The following is a 26,949-nucleotide window of genomic DNA, read 5'->3' as shown; positions in this document are numbered from 1 at the left end:
GGAGGCCACTTCATGAATGACGCTGTGAACGAGGCATGGAGGCCGAGCATTTCGCCGGAGACCGTCCGCTTTCTCATCCTCAAGGGCAAGCAGTTCGACGTCAAGGATGTTGTCACTGAACCCGATCCGGGCTCGAATCCGAGTGACGACGGGATGATCGAAGTGCTGGAGGACCATGACGACGATCCCGTCGAGACGGAGCTCAGGAGTGCAATCTGGGCTCTCAACGAAGACGAACAGATCGACCTGGTCGCCTTGGCATGGCTCGGCCGAGGCGATGGGAATGTCGATGATTGGGATGAACTGCGCAGCCTGGCTGCCGATGCGCACAATACGCGCACGGCGGCTTATCTTCTCGGTCTGCCCCTTCTGCCGGATTATCTCGAAGAGGCGCTCGACCAGTTCGGAGAGGCGTCCACGGACGACGCGCTGGGCCGGCTCTGATATCGCCGGTGTCCAAAGCGGCAGCCAGGGAATTTCCTCAGCTGCAAGGAATGTCGATCCGACGCCATGAACTGAGCTGCATGACTGTGAATGGCTCTTGGAGAGCAAGGAGATCAGCAATGAACCGTCGCCGTTGGCAAGACCACATCGCCTTTATCGTGGGAATATGGCTCATCAGTTCTCCTTGGGTATTCGGAAGATTTAGTCCGGACTCCATGCCTATGGGGTCGGCCGCCTGGAATTTCCTTGTCTGCGGAACCGCTATCGCTATCCTAGGCTTGGCTGCTCTGGCATCGTACCGTTTTTGGGAAGAATGGGTCAATCTTCTGATCGGTGTCTGGCTTGTCGCCTCGCCATGGATCCTCCAGTACGTTCAAGAGCCGCTCCTCGTTTGGAATGCTTTCATCTCAGGCATTCTCCTCGTTGTTCTCGGCGTATGGGCACTTCGCGGAGCAAACCTATCTGAACGCCGCTGAACGACGGCTTGCGGATGACGAAATGACATATACGGCGCAGGTGCCTTCACGATTGGATGGGCCGGCAACGTCTGGACCCATCGGATGATCACGTCATTGGTAACGACCGAAGAAGCCTTCCAGCGCCTCAGTCTCGCGCTTGCGATTGGTATTCTGGTCGGCATCGAGCGCGGCTGGCAGGATCGTGAGGCCGCGTCGGGCAAAAGGGTAGCGGGGATCCGCACCTATGGCCTGTCCAGTTTCCTGGGCGGCTTCTGCGGCTTCCTGCAGCCCGTGACGGGGCCAATTCTGCCGACGGCCATCTTTGCTTCCTTTTGCGTCACAATTCTCCTTTTCAGCCGCATGCAGGCAACACATGACAAAGACTACAGCGCAACCGGTGCCATTGCGGCAATAACGGTCTTCGCGCTGGGCTTCGGCGCAGTCGTTACGGATATGACGGCAACGGCGGCAAGCGCTGTTGCAATAACAGCGCTCCTCGCCGCGCGCGAACCATTGCATGGATTTCTTCGTCAATTGACTTGGCTCGAGCTCAGGGCCGCCCTGATCCTCCTGACGATGACGGTGGTCATCCTCCCGATCCTTCCCAATCAGCCGGTTGACCCCTGGCAGGCGATCAACCCCTTCGAGCTTTGGATGCTGACGATCCTGGTGGGAACTGTTTCCTTTGCCGGTTATATCCTGATCAGGCTCAGCGGCGCCCGCGCCGGCATCCTGCTGACCGGGGCAAGCGGCGGCATTGTCTCGTCGACGGCCTTGACGCTTTCCTTTGCCCGCCAGTCGACACAGATGCCTGCCCTCTCACCATTGCTTTCAGCGGGAGCGATGCTGGCGGGCGCCGTTTCCCTCGCCCGGGTGCTTTTGATTTGCGGCGTCGTTGCACCGGCTGTTTTCAAGGAACTGGTTCCATCGCTCGCTCCAGCTGCTGTGATCTTCGCCATGGCAGGCGGCCTCGCCGCATTGTGGCGGCGCCCGGATGACAGCACTGATTTCTTGCCGCGAAACCCGCTTGAGGTGATGGTTGTGCTGCGTTTCGCGCTTGTTCTCGCCATCGTGATAGTCCTGACGCGCGTGACCCTGAACGTCTTCGGAAACCAGTCGCTGCTCGCCCTTGCGTTCATCACGGGACTGGGCGATCTCGATGCGATTACACTTGCCGTGGCTAAATTGTCATCCGTCCAGGTGCCGGCGGATGCGGCCGCTCGCGCCATAGCGGTCGCCGCGTTCGCCAATCTGCTTGCGAAAGCTGTTCTTGCAGCAAGCATGGGGAGCATCGCCTATGCAGTTCGTTTCGCGATCGCCGGCATTGTCGCGACTTTTGCCGGAATTGCCGGCTTGGTTCTGGCGTGACCACTGGCAGAACCAACAGCAGCACGGGAAAGCCGATCGCCCAGGAGAGCGCCCATGTGGAGGGCCACATGGCAAGTGCAGGCGCGGTCAGGCCCTGTGCCCTCACGATGCGGATCGCCGAGACGACGGATGTCATCAGCAGCGAGAGGATGAGTGACATGACGATCGTATTGTAACGTTTGGGGAGTTTGCCTTTGGGCCTTTTGATCTCCCTAAGGTGCCGATCAGACAATTGCGCAGCGCGTTGATTGACGTAAACGCTTACGGAGCTTCGATCTGAAGCAACGCTGCCTCTATGGCCGAAAATGTCTCTTGCCGTTCAAATCGCCCACCCCCTTCCGATCGCCTTTGCCAATTCCTCAATGCGAGGATGTATGCTTGTTGCTGGAATCTCAGCGATTCGGCTCCGGGACCTTCAGCCAATGACCAGATCAAGACGACGCCGCATCATCCGTACCCGCCGAACCCTGACCGGGCTCGCCCTCGTCGGCTCGATTTCGTTTCTGGCCGGCATGACCGATGCGACCGGTCTTCTGCTCACCGGCGATTTCGTTTCCTTCATGACAGGCAATACGACGCGTGCCGCACTCGCCTTGAGCGAGGGCAATCTTTATCACGCGGCTGTCCTGATCTCTGCCATCATCGTCTTCGTGCTTGGCAATGCGGCAGGTATCGTCATCTCCCATGTTTCGCAGCGCCGCATTTTTGTGGTGCTTGGCTGCGTCGCCCTGGTTCTGGCGCTCGCCTCGGTGATGACAGTGCAGAACATGCTGTTCGTGCGGTTCTACATGATCGTTTTTTCCATGGGCATGGTGAACGCCGCAATCGAGCACATCGAAGGCCTGCCGATCGGCCTGACCTATGTGACCGGCGCTCTGTCGCGCTTCGGCCGCGGCATCGGCCGCTGGATCATCGGCGATCGTCGTGTCGAATGGACGATCCAGATCGTGCCCTGGGGCGGCATGGTGCTTGGCGCGATCGTCGGCGCCGTCCTGACGCGACTGACCGGAGCGCATGCGCTGTGGCTGGTCTCCCTCTTCGCCATGATGCTTTCACTGGTCGCAATGCTCATCCCGCGGCCGCTTCAGCGGCGCTTCAATCAGAAGATCGCGCCGAGCGGATCGGCCATCACGCACGCGAAATAAAACCGTCGCATTCCTGTTACCGTCGAATCGGATAGGAAGGACCGCCGTTTATCCTCAAAGGAGTAGGTCTTGTTCCTGTTTTCGAAGCTTGTCTGGATTTTCGCTCAGCCGCTGTCGCTGGCATTCTTCCTCATCTTGCTTGCCCTGATTGCCGGCCTCCTGCGCTGGCGTACCCTAAGTATTCTCGGCGCAGCTGGTTCGGCCCTCATCCTTTTCGTGACGCTTTACACCACCACCGGAAACCTCTTGATGCAGGGCCTCGAGGAGCGCTTCGCCAAGCCCGCTGCCGATCCTGATAGCGTGCAATGCATGATCGTGCTCGGCGGCGGCTTCGAAAACGAGGTGAACACGGCGCGCCACGGCATAGAATTCAACGACGGAGCCGATCGCTTTGTCGAAGCCTTGCGGCTCGCGCAGAAATTTCCGCAGTCACGTATCCTGGTATCGGGCGGCGATGGCTCCATCTCAGGCATCTATGAAGGCGATGCGGCCGCCTCCGAGCGTTTCTTCCCGCTCTTCGGCGTTGGCAGGGATCGCCTGATCGAAGAGAGGCAATCGCGAACGACCTTCGAAAACGCCGTCAATACCAAGAAATTCCTGGCAAGCCAGGGCCTTTCCACTTGCCTGCTGATCACCTCGGGTTTTCACATGCCGCGATCCGTCGGCATCTTCCGCAAGCTCGGCATCGATATCGTGCCCTGGCCGACCGATTATCGCACCGACGGCCAGGTGAGGCCTGGGTTTGATTTCACCCAGCCGAGCCTCAATGCGCAGAACATGGCGACGGCGATCCGCGAATGGTACGGCCTGGTGGGATATTACCTCGCCGGCCGGACGTCCGAACTCTATCCGAGCTGAGAGCTATTTCTTCGAGATGGTGACGAATTTCGTGCCGCGGACGCGTGCCGTCACGGTGCAGGGATCACCTTCGGTGCGGTCGCAGAAGCGCGGATGCATCTTCATCGCCAGCACCATGTTGCCGAAGCGCTGGACGAAATCGTAGCCATAGATCTGTGCCGTTGCGATCATGAAATAACCGCCTTCGGCAACCTGCAGGTAGAAATTATAGGTACAGCCGTCGTCATTGCATTGCGGCCCCTTCTGCCCGTCGCAGGTCAACTGGCCCTCGTTGACCACCGCATCAATCAGGCCGTCATTGTTGATGTCCTGCCGGATGATGAAGCCGTCGGCAAATTCGGCCGTCTTGCACTGCTGCTGGAAATGTTTCTTCTCGTAGATCTCAGGGTCGGATATCAGCGATTGCTGACTGAGGGCGACGGCCGGCATGGCAAGCAGCAGGACGATATTCAGAACGGCGAGCACCAGCGTTTTCACGGCTTTCCTCTTTGGATAAAGGCTCCCAATGCATGTCGCCCAAAACTGTGCAGCGGTTTTGGGACAACGACATGCATTAAATCAAAGACATCAGCTTTATGGCCGCGCCGCCTTGCGCCGCCCTTGCCGCCGTGATTGATTCCCGAGAACAGGATGATTTTAGGCCTAGTTGGCCTAAAATCTGAATCCTGTTCTCAATTCAAGAGTAAGAGCATGATGTCGTCCGAAAACCGCTCACACTTTTCGGCATCATGCTCTGACTTTCCGCCGGTCCCGGGGCTCGCATGTCTCTGCTCGTCTATCTCGATTATGCCGGCATCGCGCTGTTTGCCGCGACAGGCGCGCTCGCCGCCTCGCGCAAGCAACTGGACCTGATCGGCTTTTTGTTTTTCGCCATGGTGACGGGAACGGGCGGCGGTACCGTGCGCGACATCGTGCTCGGCCGCGTGCCGGTCTTCTGGGTGCTGAACCCCGCCTATATCCTCGTCTGCTGTATCATGGGGATCATCGTTTTCTTCACCGCCCACCTGCTGGAATCGCGCTATCGACTGCTGATCTGGCTCGATGCGATCGGCCTGGCCGCCTATTGCGTGCTCGGCGCTGCCAAGGGCCTCGCCGCCACCGGTTCGCCCACAATTGCGATCGTCACCGGCACGCTGACGGCGACTTTCGGCGGCATCCTGCGCGATCTGATGGCAAACGAGCCCTCCGTGCTGTTGAGGCCGGAAATCTATGTCACCGCCGCACTCATTGGCGCCGGCGTGTTTACCGCCGCGAATGCGCTGGGAATGCAGCTCTATCTGGCGTCGGCCTGCGGCGTTGTCGCAGCCTTTGCCGTGCGCGGCGGAGCCCTGTGGTTCGGCTGGACCTTCCCGACCTACAAGCATCAGCCTGGCCGGCACCCCGACGATGTCATGTGAAGCGGGATCGTCAGCCCTGCTTTGCCCGCAGGCGGATCACCACGTCGACATGGGCGATCTCCATGCCTTCGGGTGGTTCCGGCAGATTGGCGATCGTCAGGTTGCTGACGGGAATGTCGAGAACCTCGTTCTCGCCTTCGACGAAGAAATGGTGATGGTCTGAAATATTGGTGTCGAAATAGGTCTTGGCGCTCTCGACGGCGAGAACGCGGATGAGACCGGCTTCCGTGAACTGGTGCAGCGTGTTGTAGACCGTTGCCAAGGACACCGGCACGCCGGCGGCAACCGCCTCTTCATGCAGTTCCTCGACGGTCAAATGCCGGTCGCCCTTGGCAAACAGGAGGTCGCCGAGGGCGACGCGCTGGCGGGTGGGGCGCAGGCCCGCACCGCGCAGCCTTACCTCTATTGCGATCGGGAGCGCACCCGTCATCAAAACCAACTCCGGTTATTCTGGCATAAAGCAATCATGTTTCTTTAAGCGGTATAACTTTTGCATCGGAGCCTTTCAATAGTTCAATGGCGACGGGAGCCTGATAAACGCGGCAAAAACGGGCTTTTGACGCAAATAGGTCTGGTCCCGGCTCTAGCCTTCCTGTATGCGACCACCAAATAATGGTGCAAGCCTGGTCCGGGGCGATGAATGAAGCTGCCTTGCTTGTGCTTCATTTTCTGAAGAACCTGGACTACACGTTCACATCCATCGGCTTGACGCGGGGGGAAAAAGAAACTTCATGACGACCAGACAGTCCAGCTTCTCGTATGACGAACTCATCGCTTGCGCGCACGGCGAGCTGTTCGGCCCCGGCAATGCGCAGCTGCCCCTGCCGCCCATGCTGATGGTTCACCGCATAACGGAGATTTCCGAAACGGGTGGCACCTTCGATAAGGGCTACCTCCGGGCGGAATATGACGTGCGCCCCGACGACTGGTATTTTCCCTGTCATTTCGAAGGCAATCCGATCATGCCGGGCTGCCTCGGTCTCGACGGCATGTGGCAGCTGACCGGTTTTTATCTGGGTTGGCTCGGCGAGCAAGGCCGCGGCATGGCGCTTTCAACAGGCGAAGTGAAATTCAAGGGCATGGTCCGGCCGCAGACGAAGCTGATCGAATATGGCATCGACTTCAAGCGTGTCATGCGCGGCCGTCTGGTCCTCGGCACGGCCGACGGCTGGCTAAAGGCGGACGGCGAGACCATATACCAGGCGGCCGACCTTCGCGTCGGTCTATCGAAAGACAAGACGGCCTGAAACCGCATTTCGAGCGGCTGACGAAAACAACAAAGGTTTGATCAGATGAGACGGGTAGTTGTCACGGGTCTGGGTGTCGTGTCCTCGATCGGAAACGACGCGGCCGAAGTCACCGAATCCTTGCGGCTGGCAAAGTCGGGTATCTCCTTTTCGAGCGATTTCGCCGAACACGGGTTCAAGTGCCAGGTCTGGGGCAGTCCGAAGCTCGGTTCGGCGGAACTTGCCGAACTGGTCGACCGCCGCGCCATGCGTTTCCTGTCGCAGGGCGGCGCCTGGAACCATGTGGCCATGAAACAGGCACTTGCCGATTCCGGCCTGGAAGAGAAAGACTACGCTCAGAACGAGCGTACCGGCATCATCATGGGCTCCGGCGGTCCGTCCACCCGCACCCTGATCGAAGCTGCCGAGATCACCGTGAAGAACAACAGCCCGAAGCGCATCGGCCCCTTCGCCGTGCCGAAGGCGATGTCCTCGACCGCATCGGCCACGCTCGCCACCTGGTTCAAGATCCACGGCGTCAATTATTCGATCTCGTCGGCCTGCTCGACCTCGGCGCATTGCATCGGCAACGCCGCCGAGATGATCCAGTGGGGCAAGCAGGACGTGATGTTCGCCGGCGGCCACGAGGATCTCGACTGGACGATGTCCAACCTCTTCGACGCCATGGGCGCCATGTCCTCCAAATATAACGACACACCGGACAGCGCCTCGCGCGCCTATGACGTCAACCGCGACGGTTTCGTCATCGCCGGCGGCGCCGGCGTGCTGGTGCTCGAGGAACTGGAGCGCGCCAAGGCCCGCGGTGCCAAGATCTATGCCGAGATCGTCGGCTACGGCGCAACCTCGGACGGCTACGACATGGTCGCTCCGTCGGGCGAAGGCGCTATCCGCTGCATGCGCCAGGCGCTCGCCACCGTCAAAGGCGATGTCGATTATGTCAACACCCACGGCACATCGACGCCGGTCGGCGACAGCAAGGAAATCGGTGCGATCCGTGAGGTATTCGGCTCGAAGATCCCGCATATCCAGTCGACTAAGTCGCTGACCGGCCATTCGCTTGGCGCTGCCGGCGTGCAGGAATCGATCTATTCCCTGCTGATGATGCAGCAAGGCTTCATCGGCGAAAGCGCCCATATCACCGAGCTCGATCCCGAATTCGAAGGTGTCCCGATTGTGCGCAAGCGCATCGACGACGCGAAGATCGACATTGCCCTCTCCAATTCCTTTGGCTTCGGCGGAACCAACGCCACGCTGGTCTTCCAGCGCTATAACGGATAATAATATGACGGGAATCATGCAGGGTAAGCGCGGGCTCGTCATGGGCGTCGCCAACAACCACTCGATCGCCTGGGGGATTTCAAAAGCTCTCGCCGCACAGGGTGCGGAACTCGCCTTCACCTATCAGGGCGATGCGCTCGGCAAGCGCGTCAGGCCGCTTGCTGCCGAGGTCGGCTCGGATTTCGTCCTGCCCTGCGACGTCGAGGACGTCGCCTCGGTCGATGCCGTGGTCGACGCGATAAGCGAGCGCTGGGGCAAGCTCGATTTCATCGTTCATGCCATCGGCTTTTCCGACAAGAACGAGCTGAAGGGTCTCTACGCCGATACGACGCGTGAGAATTTCAGCCGGACCATGGTCATTTCCTGTTTCTCCTTCACCGAGATCGCCAAGCGCTGCGCTCCGTTGATGGAAGATGGTGGTTCGATGCTGACGCTGACCTACAATGGCTCGACGCGCGTCATCCCGAACTACAACGTCATGGGGGTTGCCAAGGCAGCGCTCGAGGCTTCGGTGCGCTATCTCGCCGCCGACTACGGCCCGCGCGGCATCCGCGTCAATGCCATTTCCGCCGGCCCGATCCGCACGCTTGCCGGCGCCGGCATCTCCGATGCACGCGCGATCCTCTCCTGGAACCAGCGCAATGCGCCGCTGCGCAAGGCCGTCACCATCGATCAGGTCGGCAGCTCGGCTCTCTACCTGCTCTCCGACCTTTCCTCCGGCGTCACCGGCGAAATCCACTTCGTCGACGCCGGCTTCAACGTCACCTCGATGCCGACACTGGAAACGCTGCGCAGGGCTGACATCGAGTAAACGCTATTCGATTGAAACTCAAAGGCCGTGCGCAGATGATGCGCACGGCCTTTTTGTTGTTCGATGATAGGATCGGCGTCGAAGCCGCGTAAGCCTATTTCTTCGCCCAGAGAACCTTGAAGCGTGCGTTACGGCAGGTTTCGCCGCTTTCCCTGAAATTCGCCGCCAGAACCGGCTCGTAGGGCAGGCCGCGATTGGCGACGAGCATCAGGCGGCCGCCGCCGCGAAGGGCGGATGCGGCAGTCTTGATCATTGCCTGGCCGAGCGCCGGCTCGGCTGCGTGGCCCTCATGGAAGGGCGGGTTCATGATGACGAGGTCGTATTTGTCCTTGACCGGCTCGCCCGCCAGATCGTGCCAGAAGAAGCGTGCAGGCGCGTTCGGGCAGTTCTTGGCCAGATTACCCTTGGCAGCCTCCAGAGCCGCGTGATCGGCCTCGTAGAGGTCGAGGCGGGTCAGTCCACGCGACTTCTGCGCCACCTCGACGGAAAGATAGCCCCAGCCGGCGCCGAAATCCGCCACGTCGCCGGTGAAATCCCCAGGCAGGCGCGAGGCGAGCAGCTCCGATCCGGCATCGATGCGGTCATGCGAGAACATGCCGGCGGTTGCATTGAAGCGGCCGTCGACGCGTACCGGCGCCTTTGCCAGCTTGGAAATGATCTCGTCTGCATCCGCCGTCCGGCCGAACCAGAAGGCAACGCCGTGATATTTCGGCATATGGTCGACTGCGAGATTGAAACCTTCCATCCGCTTGCGCAACGGCTGGATGCCGTCTTCCTTGGCGCCGGCAACGACGATCAGGCCGCCGAGCCGCGTGCGGGCGATAGCGGCGGCGAGATTGGCCTCGTTCTCGCCCTTGTGCTTGGTGCAGAGCACTAGAGCCGCATCGTAGTCCTCGCCGTCGATCTCCGGCTTCGCTTCGATCCGCTGCGCCAGCAGCTGCCGGTAGAGCGGCCGGAAGCCCTGGACGGCGCTGAGCGAGGCGGCAAAGCCTTCCGGCAGCGCAAAGCCTGCCTCGGCGCCGAGGAAGAGCACGCGCTCGCCTTCGCCGGGCGCCGCGACTGTGCCGCTGGCAAAGGGATGGAACAGGGTCTTCAGCGTCTCGCTGCTCATGGTCTCGTCTCGTCTTCAAAGCATGTCGCGCAAAAGTGTTCAGCGGTTTTGCGAGCACGACATGCGCAAAACCAAAGGCCTGAAGTGCGGCTAGAGCGCCACGCGTCTTTTCAGACGCGCTAAGGACGCTCTATCACTTTGAATCTGCGATCTGAAAGATCGCGCCGCGCTTTAGGATACAAAAAGGGCGCGGAAGCATTCCCGCGCCCGGTCTTGAATCTGGAAGGCGGCTTATTCGGCCGCTTCTTCCTTCTTCTTCTCGTTCGCAATTTCCTGGCCGGTGGCCTGGTCTACGACCTTCATCGACAGGCGAACCTTGCCGCGTTCGTCGAAGCCGAGCAGCTTGACCCAGACCTTGTCGCCTTCCTTGACGACGTCCTGGGTCTTGGCAACACGCTCGGAAGCGAGCTGCGAGATGTGGACAAGACCGTCGCGGGCGCCGAAGAAGTTGACGAAGGCGCCGAAGTCGGCGGTCTTGACGACCGTGCCTTCGTAGATCTGGCCGATCTCAGGTTCGGCGACGATCGAGTGGATCCACTTGCGGGCCGCTTCGATCTCTTTGCCGGAGGACGAGGCGATCTTGACGGTGCCGTCGTCTTCGATGTTGATCTTCGCGCCGGTCTTTTCGACGATTTCGCGAATGACCTTGCCGCCGGAGCCGATGACTTCACGGATCTTGTCGACCGGGATGTTCATGACTTCGATGCGCGGAGCGAATTCGCCGAGCTGGCCGCGGCTTTCGGTGATGGCCTTGGACATTTCACCGAGGATGTGGACGCGACCGCCCTGGGCCTGGCCAAGGGCGACCTTCATGATCTCTTCGGTGATACCGGTGATCTTGATGTCCATCTGCAGCGAGGTGATGCCGTCGGCGGTACCGGCGACCTTGAAGTCCATGTCGCCGAGGTGGTCTTCGTCACCGAGAATGTCGGAAAGGACAGCGAAGCGATCGCCTTCCAGGATCAGACCCATGGCGATACCGGCAACCGGCTTTGCCAGCGGAACGCCGGCGTCCATCAGAGCGAGTGAGGTACCGCAGACGGTCGCCATCGAGGACGAGCCATTCGACTCGGTGATCTCGGAGACGACGCGCAGCGTGTAGGGGAACTGCTCAACGGTCGGCAGCATCGGACGGATCGCGCGCCATGCGAGCTTGCCGTGGCCGATTTCGCGGCGACCCGGGGAGCCCATGCGGCCGGTTTCACCAACCGAGTAGGGAGGGAAGTTGTAATGGAGCAGAAAGCGCTCCTTGTACATGCCCGTCAGGCTGTCGACATACTGCTCGTCTTCGCCGGTGCCGAGGGTCGCAACGACGATCGCCTGGGTTTCGCCGCGGGTGAACAGCGCCGAACCGTGGGTGCGCGGCAGAAGACCGACTTCTGAAACGATCGGACGGACGGTTTCGAGGTTGCGGCCGTCGATACGGCTCTTGGTGTCGAGGATGTTCCAGCGGACGATCTTCGCCTGCAGATGCTTGAAGATCGCGCCGACTTCTTCGGCCGTGTACCGGGCTTCGCCTTCCTCGGGGAGGAAGTGTGCCTTCACCTTCGCCTTGACGGCGTCGACGGCGGCGTAGCGGTCGGCCTTCTGGGTGATCTTGTAGGCTTCGCGAAGTTCACCTTCGGCAAGGCCGAGCATCTCGGTTTCGAGAGCGGAGTAGTCTGCCGGCTGGAAGTCGCGCGGCTCCTTGGCGGCCACTTCGGCGAGCTTGATGATCGCATCGAGAACCGGCTGGAAGCCCCTGTGGCCGAACATGACGGCGCCAAGCATGACGTCTTCGTTGAGTTCCTTGGCTTCGGATTCCACCATCAGCACGGCGTCGTAGGTGCCGGCGACGACGAGGTCGAGGCTCGATTCGTCCATCTCGTCGAGATGCGGGTTAAGAACGTATTCGCCGTTGATGTAACCGACGCGTGCACCGCCGACCGGGCCCATGAAGGGAACGCCGGAGAGCGTCAGCGCAGCCGAGGTCGCGACCATCGACAAGATGTCCGGGTCGTTTTCGAGGTCATGCTGGATAACGGTAACGACGACCTGCGTGTCGTTCTTGTAGCCTTCCGGGAAGAGCGGGCGGATCGGGCGGTCGATCAGGCGGGAAACCAGGGTTTCCTTTTCGCTCGGACGGCCTTCGCGCTTGAAATAGCCGCCGGGAATCTTGCCGGCCGCATAGGTCTTTTCCTGGTAGTTGACGGTGAGCGGAAAGAAGTCCTGGCCGGCCTTCGGCGCCTTGGCCGAGACGACGGTGGCGAGGACGACGGTTTCGCCGTAGGTGGCGAGAACCGCGCCGTCGGCCTGACGGGCGATCTTGCCGGTTTCGAGCTTCAGCGGGCGGCCGGCCCACTCGATTTCGACTGTGTGTGTATCAAACATGTCTTGTCCTTCAATGCGGGAGCACGCGCCATCGCCGATATCAAGGCGCAGCGCACAGTCGACCGCAATCAATGTGACGTATCACGGGCAAGACAACGGGAGGCTTTTCATCCTCGGTTTCCTCAGGCATTCCTGAGAAACCGGGCCAAAGCTCGTTGACAAGCCTTGGCCGAAAGCATCCGGCAATCCTGCCCCATGACAGGTCAACGGTTGGTTTGGCAGATCCGGCCCATCCGGGTCTGCCGGTCTTTCCACCGCTTAGAAGATAGGGCGCGGCTGGAACATTTCATCGGGAACGTCGTCCCGAAACACATCCGGCGGGCGCTTGGAAAGCGCCCGCCGGACAATCTTAGCGGCGGATACCCAGGCTGGTGATCAGCTTGGAATAGCGGCCTTCATCCTTCTTCTTGAGATAATCAAGAAGCGAGCGGCGGCTCGAAACCATCGTCAGCAGGCCACGGCGGGAATGGTTATCCTTCTTGTGGTCCTTGAAGTGTTCGGTCAGGTTGTTGATGCGTTCGGTCAGGATCGCGACCTGGACTTCCGGAGAACCGGTATCGCCTTCAACGGTCGCATATTCCTTGATCAGCGCAGACTTGCGCTCAGCAGTGATCGACATCGGGTGATCCTTTCTAAGAGGAGGAGATAAAGTCGCCAAAAGCCGGGATGTCGTCCAGCTTTGGCCGTGAATGCGAGCAGGCAAACCTGACGCTGGCGCTGCCTATAAACCAAATGAGCCGCGATGGAAAGAGGGGAGCTCCTGCAGCGGTTTTCAGCGGCCCGCCATGGCGTCCCGGATCATCGCATCGTAACCCATGGGATCCTGCAACATGGCGAAATGGCTGGCGTCTTTCAGGATCACCAGCTTGGCGCCCGGAATGACTTTCGCCATCATCTCCGTATGGTCGAGCTTTACCGCCTCATCATGGTCGCCGATGGCAAGCGTGACCGGCACCGAGATCTTTCCAAGATCCGCCGCCGTCCAGGCCGGCTGGGTCGCCCACATCTCGGAGATCTGGGTGACGAAGGCGTCGTATTCGTTCGGCGTCGGCGACAGCTTCCTGTAATATTCGCCAGCGACGTTGATGTAGTCGTTGAAGGTCTTGTTGTTCAAGACGTCAGCCTTGACGCCGTCGGTCGTGACGTTGGCCGCCTGGGCAATGACGCGCGTCAGCTTCTCCGGATGTTTCATCGCCATGTCGATGCCGATGATGCCGCCGTCCGACCATCCCACAAGCGTCACCTTGTCGATCTTCAGATAATCGAGAAGCGCGACGTAGTCAGACGTCATCAGGTCGTAACCGAAGGGCTGCTGGCTGCGCGTCGAGCGCCCATGTCCGCGGCTGTCGGCAACGATGACCCGATGATCCCTCGCAAAATCGGCGACCTGGTGACCCCAGACGTCTGCATTTCCAAGACCGCCATGGATGAAGAGAATCGGTTCGCCTTCGCCATATTCGGCGTAATACATATTGATGTCGTTCACATCGGCCATGCCGCTCGTCTTTGCCACCGGCATCGAAGGAAAGGCCGGAAGCTCGGCCCAGCGCTCGGCGGATTGAGCGTCGGCGGCGGCAAGCAACATCGAAAAGAACGTCAGGATTGCGATAACATTTCCGCGCATAGTGTTCCCCCTGTCGGGCCGCCATGGCCCGACAGGGAAAATATCTCATTGCTGGCGGCTGACAATCTCTGTCGTTGTCACAAACCCAAACAGGTTCAGGCGAAAACCCGCTTCGGGCGAAACTCGCCCTGGCCGATCTCGCCGATCGCGATCAGCCTGCCGCGGGCCGTCGCATAGGCTTCGCTTTCGGCAATCGGCGCATCGCGGCCACGCACCAGGATCGGGTTGCCCATCTTCAGCCGGTGCGCCTGGTCGTCGTTGATGACGAGATGGGGCAGGGACGAAAGCGCCTCGCAGGTGTCGATCAGCAGCGCGTCGAGGGCCGCCAGCCGCTCGTCCATGTCCTCGATCGCCTCCAGTGCCACGAGATCTGCGAGCGGCACCATGGCCTCTTCCGCGAAAGGGGCGACGAAGGTGCGCCGCAGCCCGGACACATGGCCGTAGCAGCCGAGCTCTCGGCCGAAATCGCGCGCCAGCGCCCTGACATAGGTGCCCTTGCCGCATTCCACTTCGAAATGCGCGCTATTGGCGTCCGGACAGGCAAGCAAAGTCAGCCGGAAGATATCGACCTCACGCGAGGGGATTTCGACGGTCTCGCCTTCGCGCGCCAGATCATAGGCACGTTCACCCGCTATCTTGATCGCGGAAAACTGCGGCGGCACCTGGCTGATGGTGCCGATATATCCAGGCAGAATATCGCGGATCTGCTGTTCGCTCGGGCGCTTGTCCGAGCTCTCAGTCACTTCACCCTCGAGATCGTCGGTCGCCCGCTGCTCGCCCCAGCTCACCGTGAACTCATAGATCTTGCGGCCGTCCATCACGTAGGGAACGGTCTTCGTCGCGTCGCCGAGCGCGATCGGCAGCATGCCGGAGGCGAGCGGATCGAGCGTGCCGGCGTGACCGACCTTCTCAGCCTTATAGAGCCACTTGATCTTGGAAACGGCTTCCGTCGAGCCGAAATCCACCGGCTTGTCGAGGATCAGCCAGCCGGAAATCGGCCGGCCCTTGGGTTTGCGTGGTTTGGACATGCGTCTCTTCTGTTTATTGTTCGTCATTGTCGCCGTCGAGGTCGCGGCTCACCTCGGGCGAACGCAGCAGCTCGTCGATCTTCTTGTAATTGTCGAAGCTCGTATCGTCGCGGAAGCGCACCTCCGGCATGTATTTCATCTGCCGAAGCTGCTGCCCGAGCCGGCCGCGGATAAACCTCGCATTGCGGTTCAATGCTTCGATGACGATGCTGTGATCTGAAACGCCGAGCGGCGTCACATAGGCGGTGGCGATCTTGAGGTCCGGCGACATGCGCACTTCCGAGATCGAGATCACGGTCGCCTCGATGACGTCGTCGCGCACCTCGCCGCGCTGCAGCACCTGGGTGATAGCGGCGCGAACCTGTTCGCCAACGCGCAGCATGCGCTGCGAAGGCGCGGAAGAAGTTGCTCTGGTCATTGTTGTCTCTATTTGCCGATGCGGCTGGGAATCGAACCCGTCAAAGAAGAGCGTCCATGACTCTTTTGGTCGAAAAGGTCAAGTCGCCAGTTGCTCGAACGCCATCCGCCGGCTGGCGGATGGCGTTCGAAAAAGTTCAGGCGCAGCAGTTTAGAGCGTGCGCGTGATATGCTCGACGCGGAAGCACTCGATGACGTCGCCGGCGCGCATGTCTTCGTAGTTTTCGAAGGCCATGCCGCATTCCTGACCCATCGGCACTTCGGACACTTCGTCCTTGAAGCGCTTGAGCGTCTTGAGCTTGCCTTCGTGAACGACAACGTCGTTGCGGATGAGGCGGACGCCTGCACCACGTTCGACTTTGCCTTCGACGACACGGCAGCCTGCGACCTTGCCGACCTTGGTGATGTTGAACACCTCGAGGATCTCGGCGTTGCCGATGAAGGTTTCGCGCCGTTCCGGAGACAAGAGACCCGACATCGCTGCCTTCACGTCATCCACGAGGTCGTAGATGATGTTGTAGTAGCGGATTTCGATGCCTTCGCGCTCGGCGAACTGGCGTGCCTGCGTATTCGCACGAACGTTGAAGCCGATGATGGCCGCGTTCGAGGCTTCGGCGAGCGAGATATCCGACTCGGTGATGCCGCCGGCGCCCGAATGGACGATGCGGGCGCGAACCTCGTCGGTGCCGAGCTTCTCCAGTGCGCCGGCAATCGCTTCGATCGAGCCCTGCACGTCACCCTTGATGACCAGCGGGAACTCCTTGATGCCGACGCTCTGGCGCTGCATCATCATCTGTTCCAGCGAACCGCGCTGTCCCGACTGGCGGGCGGCCGCCTTGTCGCGGGCCAGACGCTGACGATATTCCGAGATTTCGCGGGCGCGGCTTTCGCTTTCGACGACGGCGAACTTGTCGCCGGCCTGCGGCGTGCCGGACAGACCGAGAACCTCGACCGGCGTTGCCGGACCAGCCTCCTTCACATGGTCACCCTTGTCGGTAACGAGAGCGCGCACGCGGCCCCAGACGTCGCCGGCGACGATGATCTGGCCCGGACGCAGTGTGCCCTTCTGGACGAGCACGGTCGCGACCGAACCACGGCCACGATCGAGTTGGGCTTCGATGACAGTGCCTTCCGCGGTCCGGTTCGCATTGGCCTTGAGATCGAGAATTTCCGCCTGCAGGAGGATCGCCTCGAGCAGCTTGTCGAGGTTCTTGCCGGTCTTGGCCGAAACCTCGACGTCAAGCACTTCGCCGCCCATGGATTCCACGAAGACTTCGTGCTGCAGCAGCTGGTTGCGGACCTTCTGCGGATCGGCCTCGTGCTTGTCGACCTTGTTGATCGCCACGATGATCGGAACACCGGCCGCCTTGGCGTGGTTGATCGATTCGATCGTCTGCGGCATCACGCTGTCGTCGGCTGCGACGACCAGGATCGCGATGTCGGTCGCCTGCGCACCGCGGGCACGCATTGCCGTGAAGGCGGCGTGGCCGGGCGTATCGATGAAGGTGATCTTCTGGCCGTTCTGCTCCACCTGGTAGGCACCGATATGCTGGGTGATGCCGCCGGCTTCGCCGGAGACCACGTTGGCATGGCGGATGGCGTCGAGCAGCGAGGTCTTGCCGTGGTCGACATGGCCCATGATGGTAACGACGGGCGGGCGCGAAACCAGTTCGCCATCGTCGTCGGACACGTTGAAGATGCCGAGTTCGACGTCGGATTCCGACACGCGCCTGACCGTATGGCCGAATTCGCCGGCGATGAGTTCGGCAAGGTCGGCGTCGATGACGTCGCCCGGCTTCATCATCTGGCCTTCCTTCATCAGGTACTTGATGACGTCGACGGCGCGTTCGGACATGCGCTGCGACAGTTCCTGAATGGTGATGGTCTCGGGCAGAACCACTTCGCGGGAGATCTTCTCGCGGGTTTCCTGCATCTGACCGCGGCGGAACTTCTCCTGCCGGCGACGCATCGCGGAGAGCGAACGACCGCGGGCATTGTCCTCGCCATCGACGTTGGCGGTGGTGATCGTCAACTTGCCGCGACGGCGCTCTTCATCCGTCTTCGGACGAGTCGTGACCGGCTTTGCCGGTTCCGGGCGCACGACGCGGCCACGGACCGGGCCGCTGCGCGCTGCGCCACGATCGTCTTCTTCCTTTTCGTCGCGACGGCCGCGAACGGCGCCGGGGACGGCAGCGCCGGGTGCCGGACGGGCAACAGGTGCTCCAGCCGCATCGGGCCGGCGTGCGGCCGGTGCCGACGATGCGGGCTGCTGCGGCCGTGGCGCGTCGGAGCGTGCTTCGGCCGGAGCCGGTTCTGCGGCTGCCGGTTCGGCAACAGTGGGTGCTTCAGCCTGCCGGATAGCCTCTTCAGCAGCCCGGCGGGCAGCTTCCTCCGCTTCGGCTGCCTTGCGGACAACCTCTTCGGCGGCACGGCGCTTTTCTTCCTCGGCGCGGCGGATCGCATCCTGGGCGTCACGCGCCTGGGAGTCGGCAAGCGCGCGGCGGCGGGCGTCCATCTCTTCCGGCGACAGATGGTTCAGCACCACCGGGCGCGGACGATCGTTCTGGCGCGGCGGCTGCGGACGCTGGTTCGTCTGGTTGTTGTTGCCCTGCTGAACCCGCGGAGCCGGCCGGCTGCTGCGGACGTGCCTGCACGGGTGCGGGCGCCGGTTCGGCTGCGCGGACGGGGGCCGCCGGAGCGACGGGTGTGATCGGCTTTTCATCTTCCGGGCGCATCGGGCGCCGCTTACGGGTCTCGACGACGACCGCCTTGGTGCGGCCTCGACCCATATCCTGGCGAACGGTACCCTGGCTCATCCCCGATGGTTTCAGGGTGAGTGTCTTTTTGCCCGCTACGCTGATTGTCTTGTCGTCGTTACTATCGGTCATTCGTTCCCGTTCCTTCGGACAGGGAGCGATGACTAGATCAGACCCTGTCGTTCAATACTGTCGATCAATGAGAATGGGACCGGCCGATGCCGGTGACCGTCTCATTGTTTTTGCCGGCCAGCGCCGCCCGCTGCCCGGGACTGACCGCCATTACGGTACTGTTCGAGCATCTTTGCGCGCTTCACTACACCTTCACCCGCCTGCCCTGCAAGCACTGCGGCATGGATAAAAGCATTCTGGCCCATCAGGCCTTCCATTTCGCTCTCCGAGAAGAGACGGAAGGAAGGTATCTCCTCCTCGGTCTCCATTCCGAGGTGCCAGGCCTTGCGGGCCTGGTCGATTTTCCGGACGCCGTCGTCCGCTGCACCAGTCGCGTGGAACACCGCAAGGGCTGCTCCACTTCTGACCGCGGCATCCACTTTCGAGGACCCGCTGACGAACTGGCCGGCTTTCCGCGCCATGTTCATCATCTGCATCAATTGCGCCGCCAGCAGCCGGTCGACATTCGCGCCGAGATCGTCCGCCGCCTTTACATCCGTCTTCAGCGCGCGGGCAAAGAGCTTCTTTGCCACCGCCCTGTCGACCAGCGACCGGTCGATCTTCACCCAGCATCCGCGTCCCGGAAGCTCGCGCTTCAGATCGGCGACAACTGTTCCATCGGGAGCGGCGACGAAGCGGATCAGCTCTTCCGGCGATCCGCTTTCGCGCGTCACGATGCACATGCGTCCGTTCACGTCATAACCTGCAAGATCGTCGTCCTCGAGAGGAGCGTCCGGTTCATGCGCGGTCATCATGCTTCTTGTTCGGCTTCGGTGACCTCTTCTTCGGTCCCCTTCGCCAGGTCCTCTTGCGTGATCCAGCCGGCCGAAAGGCGGGCCTGGACGATCATCTGTTCTGCTTCGACGCGCGAGACGTCAAACTTCGAGAACAGCCCTTCGAACTTCTTCGTTTCACCGTTCTTGCGTTCCGACCAGCCGACGAGATCGTCGGCAGCGCAGCCGGCAAAGTCCTCGATCGTCTTGATGCCATCTTCGCCGAGCGCCACCATCATCTGGGCGGTCATGCCGTTGATCTCACGCAGTTCGTCCTGAACACCGAGCGCCTTGCGCTTCTCGTCCATCTCGGCTTCGAGACGCTCGAGGAATTCGCGGGCACGCTGCTGGATTTCCTGCGCCGTCTCCTCGTCGAAACCGTCGATCGAAGAGATTTCGTCGAGATCGACATAAGCCAGCTCTTCAACCGCGGCAAAACCTTCCGAAGCCAAAACCTGGCCGACCATCTCGTCGACATCGAGCGAATCCATGAACAGGTTGGTGCGCTCGTTGAATTCCTTCTGGCGGCGCTCCGATTCCTCGGCCTCCGTCATGATATCGATATCCCAGCCGGTCAGCTGCGAGGCGAGGCGGACGTTCTGGCCGCGGCGGCCGATCGCAAGCGACAGCTGCTCGTCGGGAACGACGACTTCGATACGCTCGGCATCCTCGTCGAGAACGACCTTGGCGACTTCGGCCGGCTGCAGGGCGTTGACGACGAAGGTCGCCGGATCTTGGCTCCACGGGATGATGTCGATCTTCTCGCCCTGGAGCTCGCCGACCACGGCCTGAACGCGCGAGCCGCGCATACCGACGCAGGCGCCGACCGGATCGATCGAGCTGTCGTTCGAGATCACCGCGATCTTGGCGCGCGAACCCGGGTCGCGGGCGACCGACTTAACCTGGATGATGCCGTCGTAGATCTCCGGCACTTCCATGGTGAACAGCTTCACCATGAATTGCGGATGCGTGCGCGACAGGAAGATCTGCGGGCCGCGTTGCTCGCGACGGACATCATAGACGTATGCACGGACGCGATCGCCATAGCGGACGTTTTCGCGCGGGATCATTTCGTCGCGGCGGATGATGCCTTCGCCACGGCCGAGATCGACGATGACGTTGCCGTATTCGACGCGCTTGACGGTACCGTTGACGATTTCGCCGACGCGATCCTTGAATTCGTCGAACTGGCGGTCACGCTCGGCTTCGCGGACCTTCTGGACGATCACCTGCTTGGCCGACTGTGCGGCGATGCGGCCGAAATCCATCGGCGGCAGCGGGTCGGCGATGAAATCGCCGAGTGCGGCGTCCGGGTTGCGGTCGCGGGCCAGCTCCAGCGGGATCTGCGTCGAATAATCCTCGGCCTTGTCGACGACTTCGAGCAGGCGCTGCAGGCGGATTTCGCCGGTCTTCGGGTTGATGTCGGCCCGGATGTTCGACTCGGTGCCGTAACGGGAGCGTGCCGCCTTCTGGATGGCATCGGCCATTGCGGCCAGCACGATCTCGCGGTCGATGACTTTTTCGCGCGCCACTGCATCTGCGATCTGCAGAAGTTCGAGCCGGTTCGCACTGACTGCCATTGTCTTGTTTCTCCGTCTTTACTCCAGGGTTCCCGTCCCTGGAGCGGTCTGTTGATCGGTTATTCTTCGTCCGCTTCGTTCTGGTTGGCGGCCTGGGCTTTCGCCAGCTTGTCGGCCCGCAACGCATCGCGGATCAGGTCGTCGGTCAGAATGAGCTTCGCATCGCTAAGCGCCGTGAAGGGAATGGTGACCTTCTGCTCTTCCCCATAGGCAACCTGGTCACGCTCGAGCGTGAAACCATCTGCGCCTGCTTCGACGATCTTGCCGCGGAAGCGCTTGCGATTGTCGATCAAGATCGACGTCTCGCATTTCACAAGGTGGCCCTGCCAGCGGACGAAATCGGATTTCCGCACCATCGGACGGTCGATGCCGGGCGAAGACACCTCCAGATGATACTCTTTATCGATCGGATCTTCCACATCGAGAACGGGAGAAATCGCCATCGAGACTTCTTCGCAATCCTGAACCGACATCGTGCCGTCGTTGCGTTCGGCCATAACCTGCATCGTCGCGCCGTTCTGGTTCAGCATCCGGACGCGGATAAGCCTAAAGCCAATGCCGACGAGAACGGGTTCGATGATATCGGCAAGACGCTGGTCGAGCCCGGTTTCAGTAATCAGCCGCGGCTCAAGTTCGTTGTCTGCGTTTGTCATGTCCGACAAGCGGTGCGCTCCTCGCAATTTCATGCTGTTTAAGCGATCGCGGTAATAAAAAAGAGCGGGTCCTTGCGGCCCACTCTTCATCAAGCGATCAAGAATTTGAGAGGCATATAGTCGGGTTTTTCCGAAATTGCAAGGTCTGCGACAGATTCGGCCGATTCGCTTCCGGTGACGTGACCAGGCCTATGGCCAGCGCCGGTCTTGCGCATATATTGCCGTTGGCGCGCAATAACAAAAGCGGGAGAAATCGTGGCCTACACTTCGTCGACATTGGCGCCTTTGCGGCACGATACCTACCGCACCATCTGGTTCGCGAGCCTTTCCTCCAATTTCGGCGGCCTGATCCAGGCGGTCGGCGCCGCCTGGATGATGACGACGATCACCGCGTCGGAGGACATGGTTGCGCTGGTACAGACCTCGACGGCGCTGCCGATCATGTTGTTTTCGCTGATATCGGGTGCGCTGGCCGACAATTATGACCGCCGCCGGGTCATGCTGACGGCGCAGTGCATGATGCTCACCGTCTCGGCGCTGCTGACGGCCTCTGCCCTGCTCGGCTGGATCACGCCCTGGCTGCTGCTCTTCTTCACCTTCCTGATCGGCTGCGGCACCGCGCTCAACAATCCCTCCTGGCAGGCCTCGGTCGGCGACATGGTGCCGCGTGCCGACCTGCCGGGTGCGGTCACGTTGAACAGCATGGGTTTCAACATCACCCGCAGCGTCGGCCCGGCAATCGGCGGCGTCATCGTCGCCGCTGCCGGCGCGGCCGCGGCTTTCGCGGTTAACACGCTGAGTTACCTCGCCTTGATCTATGCCCTGTTGCGCTGGCGGCCAGCCGCGCCCGTCTCGACCCTGCCGCGGGAGGCGCTCGGCAGCGCCATCTTCGCCGGCCTGCGTTACGTCTCGATGTCGCCCAATCTCGAAAAGGTCCTCGTCAGGGGGCTGCTCTTCGGCATCGGCGCCAGCTCGATCCTGGCGCTGCTGCCGGTCGTCGCCCTCGATCTGGTTGCCGGCGGCCCGCTGACCTATGGTTTCATGCTCGGCGCCTTCGGCATCGGCGCGATCGGCGGTGCGGTGCTGAATGCCAGGCTCCGCCAGGTGCTTTCCAGCGAGATGATCGTCCGCCTGTCCTTTGCCGGCTTCGCGCTGAGCGCGGTCATCGCAGCCTTCAGCCCGAGTGCCGTCCTGACCTCCGCCGGGCTGCTCGTCTCCGGCGCCTGCTGGGTCTCCGCACTTTCGCTGTTCAACACCATCGTCCAGCTTTCGACGCCGCGCTGGGTGGTCGGCCGGGCACTGTCTCTTTACCAGACCGTCACCTTCGGCGGCATTGCCGGCGGCAGCTGGCTGTGGGGCGTCGCCGCCGATCGCTACGGCGTCGCCGATGCGCTGCTGATGTCATCCGTCGTCATGCTGCTCGGCATCGCCATCGGCCTGCGTTTTTCGATGCCGGCCTTCGCCTCGCTCAATCTCGACCCGCTGAACCGCTTCACCGAACCGGCCCTCAGTCTCGACATCACACCGCGCAGCGGGCCGATCGTCATCCAGGTCGATTACGAGATCGGAGATGACGACCTGGCCGAGTTCATGGAGCTGATGGGCGAACGCCGCCGTATCCGCATCCGCGACGGCGCCCGCAACTGGGCGCTGATGCGTGATCTCGAAAATCCCAGCCTGTGGACCGAAAGCTACCACACGCCGACCTGGGTCGAATATATCAGACACAACCAGCGGCGCACGCAGGCCGATGCCGAAAACACCGACAGGCTGCGTGCGCTTCACCGCGGCGAGGGTCCGCTGCATGTCCACCGCATGATCGAACGCCAGGCCATTCCACCGGGCGACGACGTCTTCCACAAGGCGCCGATCGACCTGCATCATTGAGACCAGCTATGCAGAGATCAAGCATGTGCAGATTCAGGCTCGCCCGCCAATCCGATCTTGCCGCCATCGTCCGGCTTCTGGCCGATGACGATCTCGGCGGCAGCAGGGAGATCGTTTCGGATCCTGTCGACGCGCGTTATCTCTCGGCCTTTGCGGCGATCGAGGCTGATGCCAATCAGCTTCTGGCCGTCGCAAGCGATGCGGCCGATCGTGTCGTCGGCTGCTTGCAACTGAGCTTTGTTCCCGGCCTTTCGAGGACGGGCATGTGGCGCGGCCAGAGCGAAAGCGTGCGTGTCGCAAGCGATCTTCGCGGCTCTGGCCTCGGCGCGCAATTCATCGAATGGGCGATCGCCCAATGCGCCGAGCGCGGCTGCGGCCTCGTGCAGCTGACATCGGACAAGACGCGGGGGGATGCGATCCGCTTTTACGAGAGGCTCGGTTTCGTCGCCAGCCATGAAGGCTTGAAACGCACTCTCTGAAGCCAGTTACTTCAGCTTGCCCTTCATCGTCGCCTCCGGAAAACATGTCGGCTTCATGCCGTTCTTTGCCTGCCACTGGCCGATCGAGCGCCGGGTCTTGTAGCCCGGCAGACCGTCGGAGCCGCCGACATCATAGCCCTGCCGTTCCAGCGTCTTCTGCATGGCGGCGACGTCCGAGCGCAGCATCTTGCCGACATCGCCCCATCTGCCCTGGAAGGCGCCGCCATTATAGGCGATCCGGTCGGCGAGATTGCCGATATAGAGCGCGTAGAGATCGGAATTATTGTATTCCTTGATGATGTAGAAATTCGGCGTGACGATGAATTCCGGCCCGTCGCGGCCGGCGGGCACCAGCATCATGCCCTCAGCCTTCATCTCGCCTGAGGGAAAGCCCTTGCCGGAGATGCGGTCGATGCCGAGCGAGGCCCAGTGCGACAGCGGCTTTGCCAGATCGGGTCCCTCCTGCGCGCAGGAAACCGCCTCCGGTATCGACACCTCGAAGCCCCAGTCGCGGTTGCGCTGCCAGCCTTTCTTGACCAGAAAATTGGCGATCGAGGCGAGCGTATCGGGCACCGACGTCCAGATATTGCGGTGGCCGTCGCCGTCGAAATCGACGGCATATTTCAGATAACTCGTCGGCATGAACTGCGGTTGCCCCAGCGCGCCGGCCCACGACCCCTTGAAATCGGCCGGTGTCACGTCGCCGCCGTCGAGAATATGGAGTGCGGCCACCAGTTCAGTGCGGAACATCTCCTTACGCGTCGACATGAAGGCCTTGGTCGCCAGCACCTCGATCGCCGAATTCGGGATCTTCGCCGCACCGAATCCGGTCTCCCGGCCCCAGATGGCCAGCACGATTGAGCCCGGCACGCCATAGGTCTTCTCGATCCGTTTCAGCGTCGAGCCGTATTGGGCGGCAAAGCCGCGCCCGGTTGCGGCAAGTCGCTTCAGATGGTCCTCGTTGAAATAGGGAGCGGGCGAGGAAAATTCGGCCTGCGTCTGCTTCTGCTCCTTCGGCGGCGGGAAACCCGGCGGAGCGAGATCGGGCAAGTTCCAGTTCAGCGTGATGCCGGAGAAAGCGGCTTGAAAGACCTTTTCCGAAATGCCGTTCGCCTTCGCTTCTGGCCAGAGGTCGCTCTGCACCCATTTTCCGAACTGCGCCTCGACATCGGCTTTCGAAGGGGCTGCGTGGGCGGAGAGGGGGAGGAGGGCGGTCGCTATCACGAGTGCGAGTATCCGCAGCCGTCGTGGAACACCCCCCTCTGTCCTGCCGGACATCTCCCCCACAAGGGGGGAGATCGGCTGAAAGCAGCCTCTCGTCCTAATGAAACGCTGCAGATCGCCGTCGCCTGGCAAGCGGTCAAAATTTCGCGAAGCCGGTCCAACTTGCTGATCTCCCCCCTTGTGGGGGAGATGTCCGGCAGGGCAGAGGGGGGTGTGGTGCAACATACGCAAGCCTCCCTATATCACCGTCCGCGCCCGAAGTGCCGCTGCGAGCGTGCCCTCGTCGAGATAGTCGAGCTCGCCGCCGACCGGTACGCCATGCGCCAGCCGGGTGATCTTTACGTCCAGCCCCTGCAGCTGGTCGGTGATGTAATGCGCGGTCGTCTGTCCCTCGACGGTGGCATTGACCGCGATAATCAGTTCCCGGATGCCGCCTTCGCCGATCCGGTCGATCAGGCCGCGAATGTTGAGATCGTCGGGCCCGATGCCGTCGAGCGGCGACAGCGTGCCGCCGAGCACGTGATAGGCGGCGTTCATCGCGCCTGCCCGCTCCAGCGCCCAGAGGTCCGATACGTCCTCGACGACGATGATGATCGATTGATCGCGCTGCGTGTCGGTGCAGACGGTGCAGGGATCGACGGTGTCGACATTGCCGCAGCGCGAGCAGATCTTCACCTTGTCATAGGCCTCGCCCATTGCATTCGACAGCGGGCCGAGCAGCTGATCCTTCTTCTTGATCAGATGCAGTGCCGCCCGGCGCGCCGAGCGCGGCCCAAGGCCCGGCACCTTTGCCAGAAGCTGGATGAGTTTTTCGATTTCGGGGCCGGTGACTCGTTTTGCCATGCGCCGTTCTTAACTGATATGGACCGAAAACGGAATCGCGGAAGGATCGCCCATCCGATGAAAATCCTGGCGCTGTGCACCGGCAATCCGGAAAGACTGCCGGGCAAGAGCGACAAGACCGGCATCTTCAAACACGCCGTCAACGGCGCGGTCATGATCGACGCCGAAGGTCTGGTCGGCGATGCGATCTGCAACCGCAAACATCATGGCGGCGTCGACCAGGCTGTCTATATCGAGGGATCGCTGACGCTCGACTGGTGGAGCAGCGAGTTTGGCAGGCCTTATGAACCCGGTACTTTCGGCGAGAACATGGTGATATCGGATCTCGACAATCGCGACGTCGCTGTCGGTGACCGCTTCGTCGCCGGCGATCTCATCCTCGAAGTCACGTCATGCCGCATTCCCTGCGCCACCTTCGCAGCCAGGATGGCCGATCCGAAATTCGTCAAACGCTATACTGCCGCCGCTCGTCCCGGCATCTACTGCCGCGTCATCCGAGGCGGCGTGGCCGAGGCTGGAATGCCTGTGGATCATCGACCCTTTGCGGGAGAGAAAGTCACGATGCCGGAGCTGATAAAAACGTTCGGCCGGCGACTGTCGGAGGCGGACCAATCGCGGTATCTCGCCTCACCGATCCACTACAAGCTGCGAGCTTTGCTGCAAGCCGGGCATTGACTGCCCTGAGTATACGCGGCGATTGCTCAGAATGGCAGCTTGAAGCCCGGTGGGATCGGCAGGCCTGCGGTCAGGGCCTTGGTCTTTTCGGCGGCCAGCGCCTCGGCTTTGTCCTTGGCGTCCTTGTGGGCGGCGACGATCAGGTCCTCGAGGATCTCGACATCGTCTTCCTTGAACAGCGACGGATCGATCTTCAGGCTCTTCAACTCGCCTTTGCCCGTAATGACGACGGCGACGAGGCCGCCGCCCGCCTTGCCTTCGGCCGTGAGCTCGGCGATCTCCGCCTGCATCTGCTCCATCTTGGCCTGCATTTCCTTGACTTTGCCCATCATGCCCATGATGTCGCGCATCG

Annotated in this window: 26 protein-coding genes and 2 pseudogenes; 12 read left to right on the top strand and 16 right to left on the bottom strand. The window is 61.4% G+C overall.

What is annotated here, in order from left to right; genetic code table 11:
- Positions 1 to 12: 12 nt before the first annotated feature.
- The 3 genes from ACS4RR_RS02070 (at position 13) to ACS4RR_RS02060 (ending at position 2,270) form a co-directional block, all read left to right on the top strand.
- On the top strand, positions 13 to 444 hold the full coding sequence (locus ACS4RR_RS02070; protein ID WP_017966441.1) for a DUF3775 domain-containing protein: 432 nt from the start codon (positions 13 to 15) through the stop codon (positions 442 to 444).
- 119 nt (positions 445 to 563) lie between these two features.
- Positions 564 to 920 (top strand): SPW repeat protein, encoded by a 357-nt coding sequence (locus ACS4RR_RS02065; RefSeq protein WP_017966442.1) that lies wholly within the window; start codon positions 564 to 566, stop codon positions 918 to 920.
- Positions 921 to 1,004: 84 nt separating this feature from the next.
- Positions 1,005 to 2,270, top strand: coding sequence for an MgtC/SapB family protein (locus ACS4RR_RS02060; RefSeq protein WP_456189641.1), 1,266 nt, complete (start codon positions 1,005 to 1,007; stop codon positions 2,268 to 2,270).
- On the opposite strand, the pseudogene ACS4RR_RS02055 reads toward ACS4RR_RS02060, so the two are convergent.
- A pseudogene (locus ACS4RR_RS02055) lies at positions 2,269 to 2,430 on the bottom strand (DUF2798 domain-containing protein); the annotation flags it as partial. The gene ACS4RR_RS02060 and the pseudogene ACS4RR_RS02055 overlap by 2 nt on opposite strands.
- A gap of 262 nt (positions 2,431 to 2,692) precedes the next feature.
- On the opposite strand from ACS4RR_RS02055, the gene ACS4RR_RS02050 reads away from it, so the two are divergent.
- A complete protein-coding gene (locus tag ACS4RR_RS02050) occupies positions 2,693 to 3,415 on the top strand; it encodes a YoaK family protein (RefSeq protein ID WP_170262720.1) in 723 nt (240 codons plus the stop codon).
- 69 nt (positions 3,416 to 3,484) lie between these two features.
- A complete protein-coding gene (locus ACS4RR_RS02045; RefSeq protein WP_456189640.1) occupies positions 3,485 to 4,273 on the top strand; it encodes a YdcF family protein in 789 nt (262 codons plus the stop codon).
- Between the two features lie 3 nt (positions 4,274 to 4,276).
- On the opposite strand, the gene ACS4RR_RS02040 is transcribed toward ACS4RR_RS02045, so the two are convergent.
- Positions 4,277 to 4,750, bottom strand: a complete 474-nt coding sequence (locus ACS4RR_RS02040) for a hypothetical protein (RefSeq protein WP_017966447.1) — start codon at positions 4,748 to 4,750, stop codon at positions 4,277 to 4,279.
- 284 nt (positions 4,751 to 5,034) lie between these two features.
- Between ACS4RR_RS02040 and ACS4RR_RS02035 the strand changes: the two genes are divergently transcribed.
- A complete protein-coding gene (locus ACS4RR_RS02035; RefSeq protein WP_017966448.1) occupies positions 5,035 to 5,670 on the top strand; it encodes a trimeric intracellular cation channel family protein in 636 nt (211 codons plus the stop codon).
- A gap of 10 nt (positions 5,671 to 5,680) precedes the next feature.
- Here ACS4RR_RS02035 and irrA read toward each other — a convergent pair whose 3' ends face one another.
- Positions 5,681 to 6,100: an iron response transcriptional regulator IrrA gene (gene irrA / locus ACS4RR_RS02030; RefSeq protein ID WP_012759643.1), complete on the bottom strand. Its 420-nt coding sequence runs from the start codon at positions 6,098 to 6,100 to the stop codon at positions 5,681 to 5,683.
- 301 nt (positions 6,101 to 6,401) lie between these two features.
- Between irrA and fabA the strand changes: the two genes are divergently transcribed.
- Genes fabA through fabI form a run of 3 tightly spaced genes read left to right on the top strand, consistent with a single transcriptional unit; the run spans position 6,402 to position 9,006 of the window.
- Positions 6,402 to 6,917, top strand: coding sequence for a 3-hydroxyacyl-[acyl-carrier-protein] dehydratase FabA (fabA, locus tag ACS4RR_RS02025; RefSeq protein ID WP_170262722.1), 516 nt, complete (start codon positions 6,402 to 6,404; stop codon positions 6,915 to 6,917).
- A 45-nt stretch (positions 6,918 to 6,962) separates the two neighbouring features.
- Positions 6,963 to 8,195, top strand: a complete 1,233-nt coding sequence (gene fabB, locus ACS4RR_RS02020; protein WP_170262723.1) for a beta-ketoacyl-ACP synthase I — start codon at positions 6,963 to 6,965, stop codon at positions 8,193 to 8,195.
- A gap of 4 nt (positions 8,196 to 8,199) precedes the next feature.
- Positions 8,200 to 9,006 carry an enoyl-ACP reductase FabI gene (fabI, locus tag ACS4RR_RS02015; RefSeq protein ID WP_162115592.1) on the top strand — a complete coding sequence of 269 codons (807 nt, stop codon included), beginning with the start codon at positions 8,200 to 8,202 and terminating at the stop codon, positions 9,004 to 9,006.
- Positions 9,007 to 9,100: 94 nt separating this feature from the next.
- Here fabI and ACS4RR_RS02010 read toward each other — a convergent pair whose 3' ends face one another.
- The 10 genes and pseudogenes from ACS4RR_RS02010 to rimP all read right to left on the bottom strand — a co-directional run bounded on the left by ACS4RR_RS02010 (position 9,101) and on the right by rimP (position 21,498).
- The gene (locus ACS4RR_RS02010; RefSeq protein ID WP_456189639.1) at positions 9,101 to 10,117 is read right to left on the bottom strand and encodes a class I SAM-dependent methyltransferase; all 1,017 of its coding nucleotides are present in this window, start codon (positions 10,115 to 10,117) and stop codon (positions 9,101 to 9,103) included.
- A gap of 231 nt (positions 10,118 to 10,348) precedes the next feature.
- Positions 10,349 to 12,487 carry a polyribonucleotide nucleotidyltransferase gene (gene pnp, locus ACS4RR_RS02005; protein WP_026154380.1) on the bottom strand — a complete coding sequence of 713 codons (2,139 nt, stop codon included), beginning with the start codon at positions 12,485 to 12,487 and terminating at the stop codon, positions 10,349 to 10,351.
- Positions 12,488 to 12,836: 349 nt separating this feature from the next.
- Positions 12,837 to 13,106 (bottom strand): 30S ribosomal protein S15, encoded by a 270-nt coding sequence (gene rpsO / locus ACS4RR_RS02000; RefSeq protein ID WP_003544317.1) that lies wholly within the window; start codon positions 13,104 to 13,106, stop codon positions 12,837 to 12,839.
- Between the two features lie 153 nt (positions 13,107 to 13,259).
- Entirely contained in the window at positions 13,260 to 14,111 is an 852-nt protein-coding gene (locus ACS4RR_RS01995) for an alpha/beta fold hydrolase (protein WP_170262725.1), read from the bottom strand.
- Between the two features lie 95 nt (positions 14,112 to 14,206).
- Positions 14,207 to 15,139, bottom strand: a complete 933-nt coding sequence (truB, locus tag ACS4RR_RS01990) for a tRNA pseudouridine(55) synthase TruB (RefSeq protein ID WP_456189638.1) — start codon at positions 15,137 to 15,139, stop codon at positions 14,207 to 14,209.
- A 13-nt stretch (positions 15,140 to 15,152) separates the two neighbouring features.
- Entirely contained in the window at positions 15,153 to 15,557 is a 405-nt protein-coding gene (rbfA, locus tag ACS4RR_RS01985; protein WP_017966457.1) for a 30S ribosome-binding factor RbfA, read from the bottom strand.
- Between the two features lie 150 nt (positions 15,558 to 15,707).
- Positions 15,708 to 18,444 (bottom strand): annotated as a pseudogene (infB, locus tag ACS4RR_RS01980) (translation initiation factor IF-2).
- A gap of 101 nt (positions 18,445 to 18,545) precedes the next feature.
- On the bottom strand, positions 18,546 to 19,238 hold the full coding sequence (locus tag ACS4RR_RS01975; protein ID WP_170257477.1) for an RNA-binding protein: 693 nt from the start codon (positions 19,236 to 19,238) through the stop codon (positions 18,546 to 18,548).
- Entirely contained in the window at positions 19,235 to 20,836 is a 1,602-nt protein-coding gene (gene nusA, locus ACS4RR_RS01970; RefSeq protein ID WP_170262728.1) for a transcription termination factor NusA, read from the bottom strand. Before nusA ends, ACS4RR_RS01975 begins: the two co-directional genes overlap by 4 nt.
- Positions 20,837 to 20,895: 59 nt before the next feature.
- Positions 20,896 to 21,498, bottom strand: coding sequence for a ribosome maturation factor RimP (gene rimP / locus ACS4RR_RS01965; RefSeq protein WP_170277193.1), 603 nt, complete (start codon positions 21,496 to 21,498; stop codon positions 20,896 to 20,898).
- A 198-nt stretch (positions 21,499 to 21,696) separates the two neighbouring features.
- Between rimP and ACS4RR_RS01960 the strand changes: the two genes are divergently transcribed.
- Together ACS4RR_RS01960 and ACS4RR_RS01955 are read left to right on the top strand one after the other, a co-directional pair.
- Positions 21,697 to 23,376 carry an MFS transporter gene (locus tag ACS4RR_RS01960; protein ID WP_456189637.1) on the top strand — a complete coding sequence of 560 codons (1,680 nt, stop codon included), beginning with the start codon at positions 21,697 to 21,699 and terminating at the stop codon, positions 23,374 to 23,376.
- Positions 23,377 to 23,399: 23 nt separating this feature from the next.
- Positions 23,400 to 23,855: a GNAT family N-acetyltransferase gene (locus ACS4RR_RS01955; protein WP_260109773.1), complete on the top strand. Its 456-nt coding sequence runs from the start codon at positions 23,400 to 23,402 to the stop codon at positions 23,853 to 23,855.
- 6 nt (positions 23,856 to 23,861) lie between these two features.
- On the opposite strand, the gene ACS4RR_RS01950 is transcribed toward ACS4RR_RS01955, so the two are convergent.
- Both ACS4RR_RS01950 and recR read right to left on the bottom strand, forming a co-directional pair.
- Complete coding sequence (locus ACS4RR_RS01950; protein ID WP_260109774.1) at positions 23,862 to 25,133, bottom strand: lytic murein transglycosylase; 1,272 nt, start codon at positions 25,131 to 25,133, stop codon at positions 23,862 to 23,864.
- Between the two features lie 183 nt (positions 25,134 to 25,316).
- Positions 25,317 to 25,922 carry a recombination mediator RecR gene (gene recR / locus ACS4RR_RS01945; RefSeq protein WP_003571213.1) on the bottom strand — a complete coding sequence of 202 codons (606 nt, stop codon included), beginning with the start codon at positions 25,920 to 25,922 and terminating at the stop codon, positions 25,317 to 25,319.
- A gap of 57 nt (positions 25,923 to 25,979) precedes the next feature.
- On the opposite strand from recR, the gene ACS4RR_RS01940 reads away from it, so the two are divergent.
- Positions 25,980 to 26,597 (top strand): MOSC domain-containing protein, encoded by a 618-nt coding sequence (locus ACS4RR_RS01940; protein WP_222292010.1) that lies wholly within the window; start codon positions 25,980 to 25,982, stop codon positions 26,595 to 26,597.
- 26 nt (positions 26,598 to 26,623) lie between these two features.
- On the opposite strand, the gene ACS4RR_RS01935 is transcribed toward ACS4RR_RS01940, so the two are convergent.
- Positions 26,624 to 26,947, bottom strand: coding sequence for a YbaB/EbfC family nucleoid-associated protein (locus ACS4RR_RS01935; RefSeq protein WP_003544342.1), 324 nt, complete (start codon positions 26,945 to 26,947; stop codon positions 26,624 to 26,626).
- Positions 26,948 to 26,949: the final 2 nt, after the last annotated feature.

Source organism: Rhizobium zaerense (genome assembly GCF_051810725.1).
In the GTDB taxonomy this organism is placed as follows: Bacteria; Pseudomonadota; Alphaproteobacteria; order Rhizobiales; family Rhizobiaceae; genus Rhizobium; species Rhizobium leguminosarum_I.
This window is presented reverse-complemented; position numbering and strand designations above follow the sequence as displayed.

Bases quoted from the DNA above. Each gene is read 5' to 3' on its own strand.
- ACS4RR_RS02035 (WP_017966448.1), top strand. From the start codon at position 5,035: ATGTCTCTGCTCGTCTATCTCGATTATGCCGGCATCGCGCTGTTTGCC.
- ACS4RR_RS02065 (WP_017966442.1), top strand. From the start codon at position 564: ATGAACCGTCGCCGTTGGCAAGACCACATCGCCTTTATCGTGGGAATA.
- fabA (WP_170262722.1), top strand. From the start codon at position 6,402: ATGACGACCAGACAGTCCAGCTTCTCGTATGACGAACTCATCGCTTGC.
- fabB (WP_170262723.1), top strand. From the start codon at position 6,963: ATGAGACGGGTAGTTGTCACGGGTCTGGGTGTCGTGTCCTCGATCGGA.
- ACS4RR_RS01995 (WP_170262725.1), bottom strand. From the start codon at position 14,111: ATGCGCGGAAATGTTATCGCAATCCTGACGTTCTTTTCGATGTTGCTT.
- ACS4RR_RS01950 (WP_260109774.1), bottom strand. From the start codon at position 25,133: ATGTCCGGCAGGACAGAGGGGGGTGTTCCACGACGGCTGCGGATACTC.
- irrA (WP_012759643.1), bottom strand. From the start codon at position 6,100: ATGACGGGTGCGCTCCCGATCGCAATAGAGGTAAGGCTGCGCGGTGCG.
- rbfA (WP_017966457.1), bottom strand. From the start codon at position 15,557: ATGACCAGAGCAACTTCTTCCGCGCCTTCGCAGCGCATGCTGCGCGTT.
- ACS4RR_RS02050 (WP_170262720.1), top strand. From the start codon at position 2,693: ATGACCAGATCAAGACGACGCCGCATCATCCGTACCCGCCGAACCCTG.
- ACS4RR_RS01955 (WP_260109773.1), top strand. From the start codon at position 23,400: ATGTGCAGATTCAGGCTCGCCCGCCAATCCGATCTTGCCGCCATCGTC.
- pnp (WP_026154380.1), bottom strand. From the start codon at position 12,487: ATGTTTGATACACACACAGTCGAAATCGAGTGGGCCGGCCGCCCGCTG.
- rpsO (WP_003544317.1), bottom strand. From the start codon at position 13,106: ATGTCGATCACTGCTGAGCGCAAGTCTGCGCTGATCAAGGAATATGCG.
- recR (WP_003571213.1), bottom strand. From the start codon at position 25,922: ATGGCAAAACGAGTCACCGGCCCCGAAATCGAAAAACTCATCCAGCTT.
- ACS4RR_RS01935 (WP_003544342.1), bottom strand. From the start codon at position 26,947: ATGCGCGACATCATGGGCATGATGGGCAAAGTCAAGGAAATGCAGGCC.
- truB (WP_456189638.1), bottom strand. From the start codon at position 15,139: ATGTCCAAACCACGCAAACCCAAGGGCCGGCCGATTTCCGGCTGGCTG.
- ACS4RR_RS02010 (WP_456189639.1), bottom strand. From the start codon at position 10,117: ATGAGCAGCGAGACGCTGAAGACCCTGTTCCATCCCTTTGCCAGCGGC.
- ACS4RR_RS01940 (WP_222292010.1), top strand. From the start codon at position 25,980: ATGAAAATCCTGGCGCTGTGCACCGGCAATCCGGAAAGACTGCCGGGC.
- ACS4RR_RS01975 (WP_170257477.1), bottom strand. From the start codon at position 19,238: ATGATGACCGCGCATGAACCGGACGCTCCTCTCGAGGACGACGATCTT.
- fabI (WP_162115592.1), top strand. From the start codon at position 8,200: ATGACGGGAATCATGCAGGGTAAGCGCGGGCTCGTCATGGGCGTCGCC.
- ACS4RR_RS02060 (WP_456189641.1), top strand. From the start codon at position 1,005: ATGATCACGTCATTGGTAACGACCGAAGAAGCCTTCCAGCGCCTCAGT.
- ACS4RR_RS02070 (WP_017966441.1), top strand. From the start codon at position 13: ATGAATGACGCTGTGAACGAGGCATGGAGGCCGAGCATTTCGCCGGAG.
- nusA (WP_170262728.1), bottom strand. From the start codon at position 20,836: ATGGCAGTCAGTGCGAACCGGCTCGAACTTCTGCAGATCGCAGATGCA.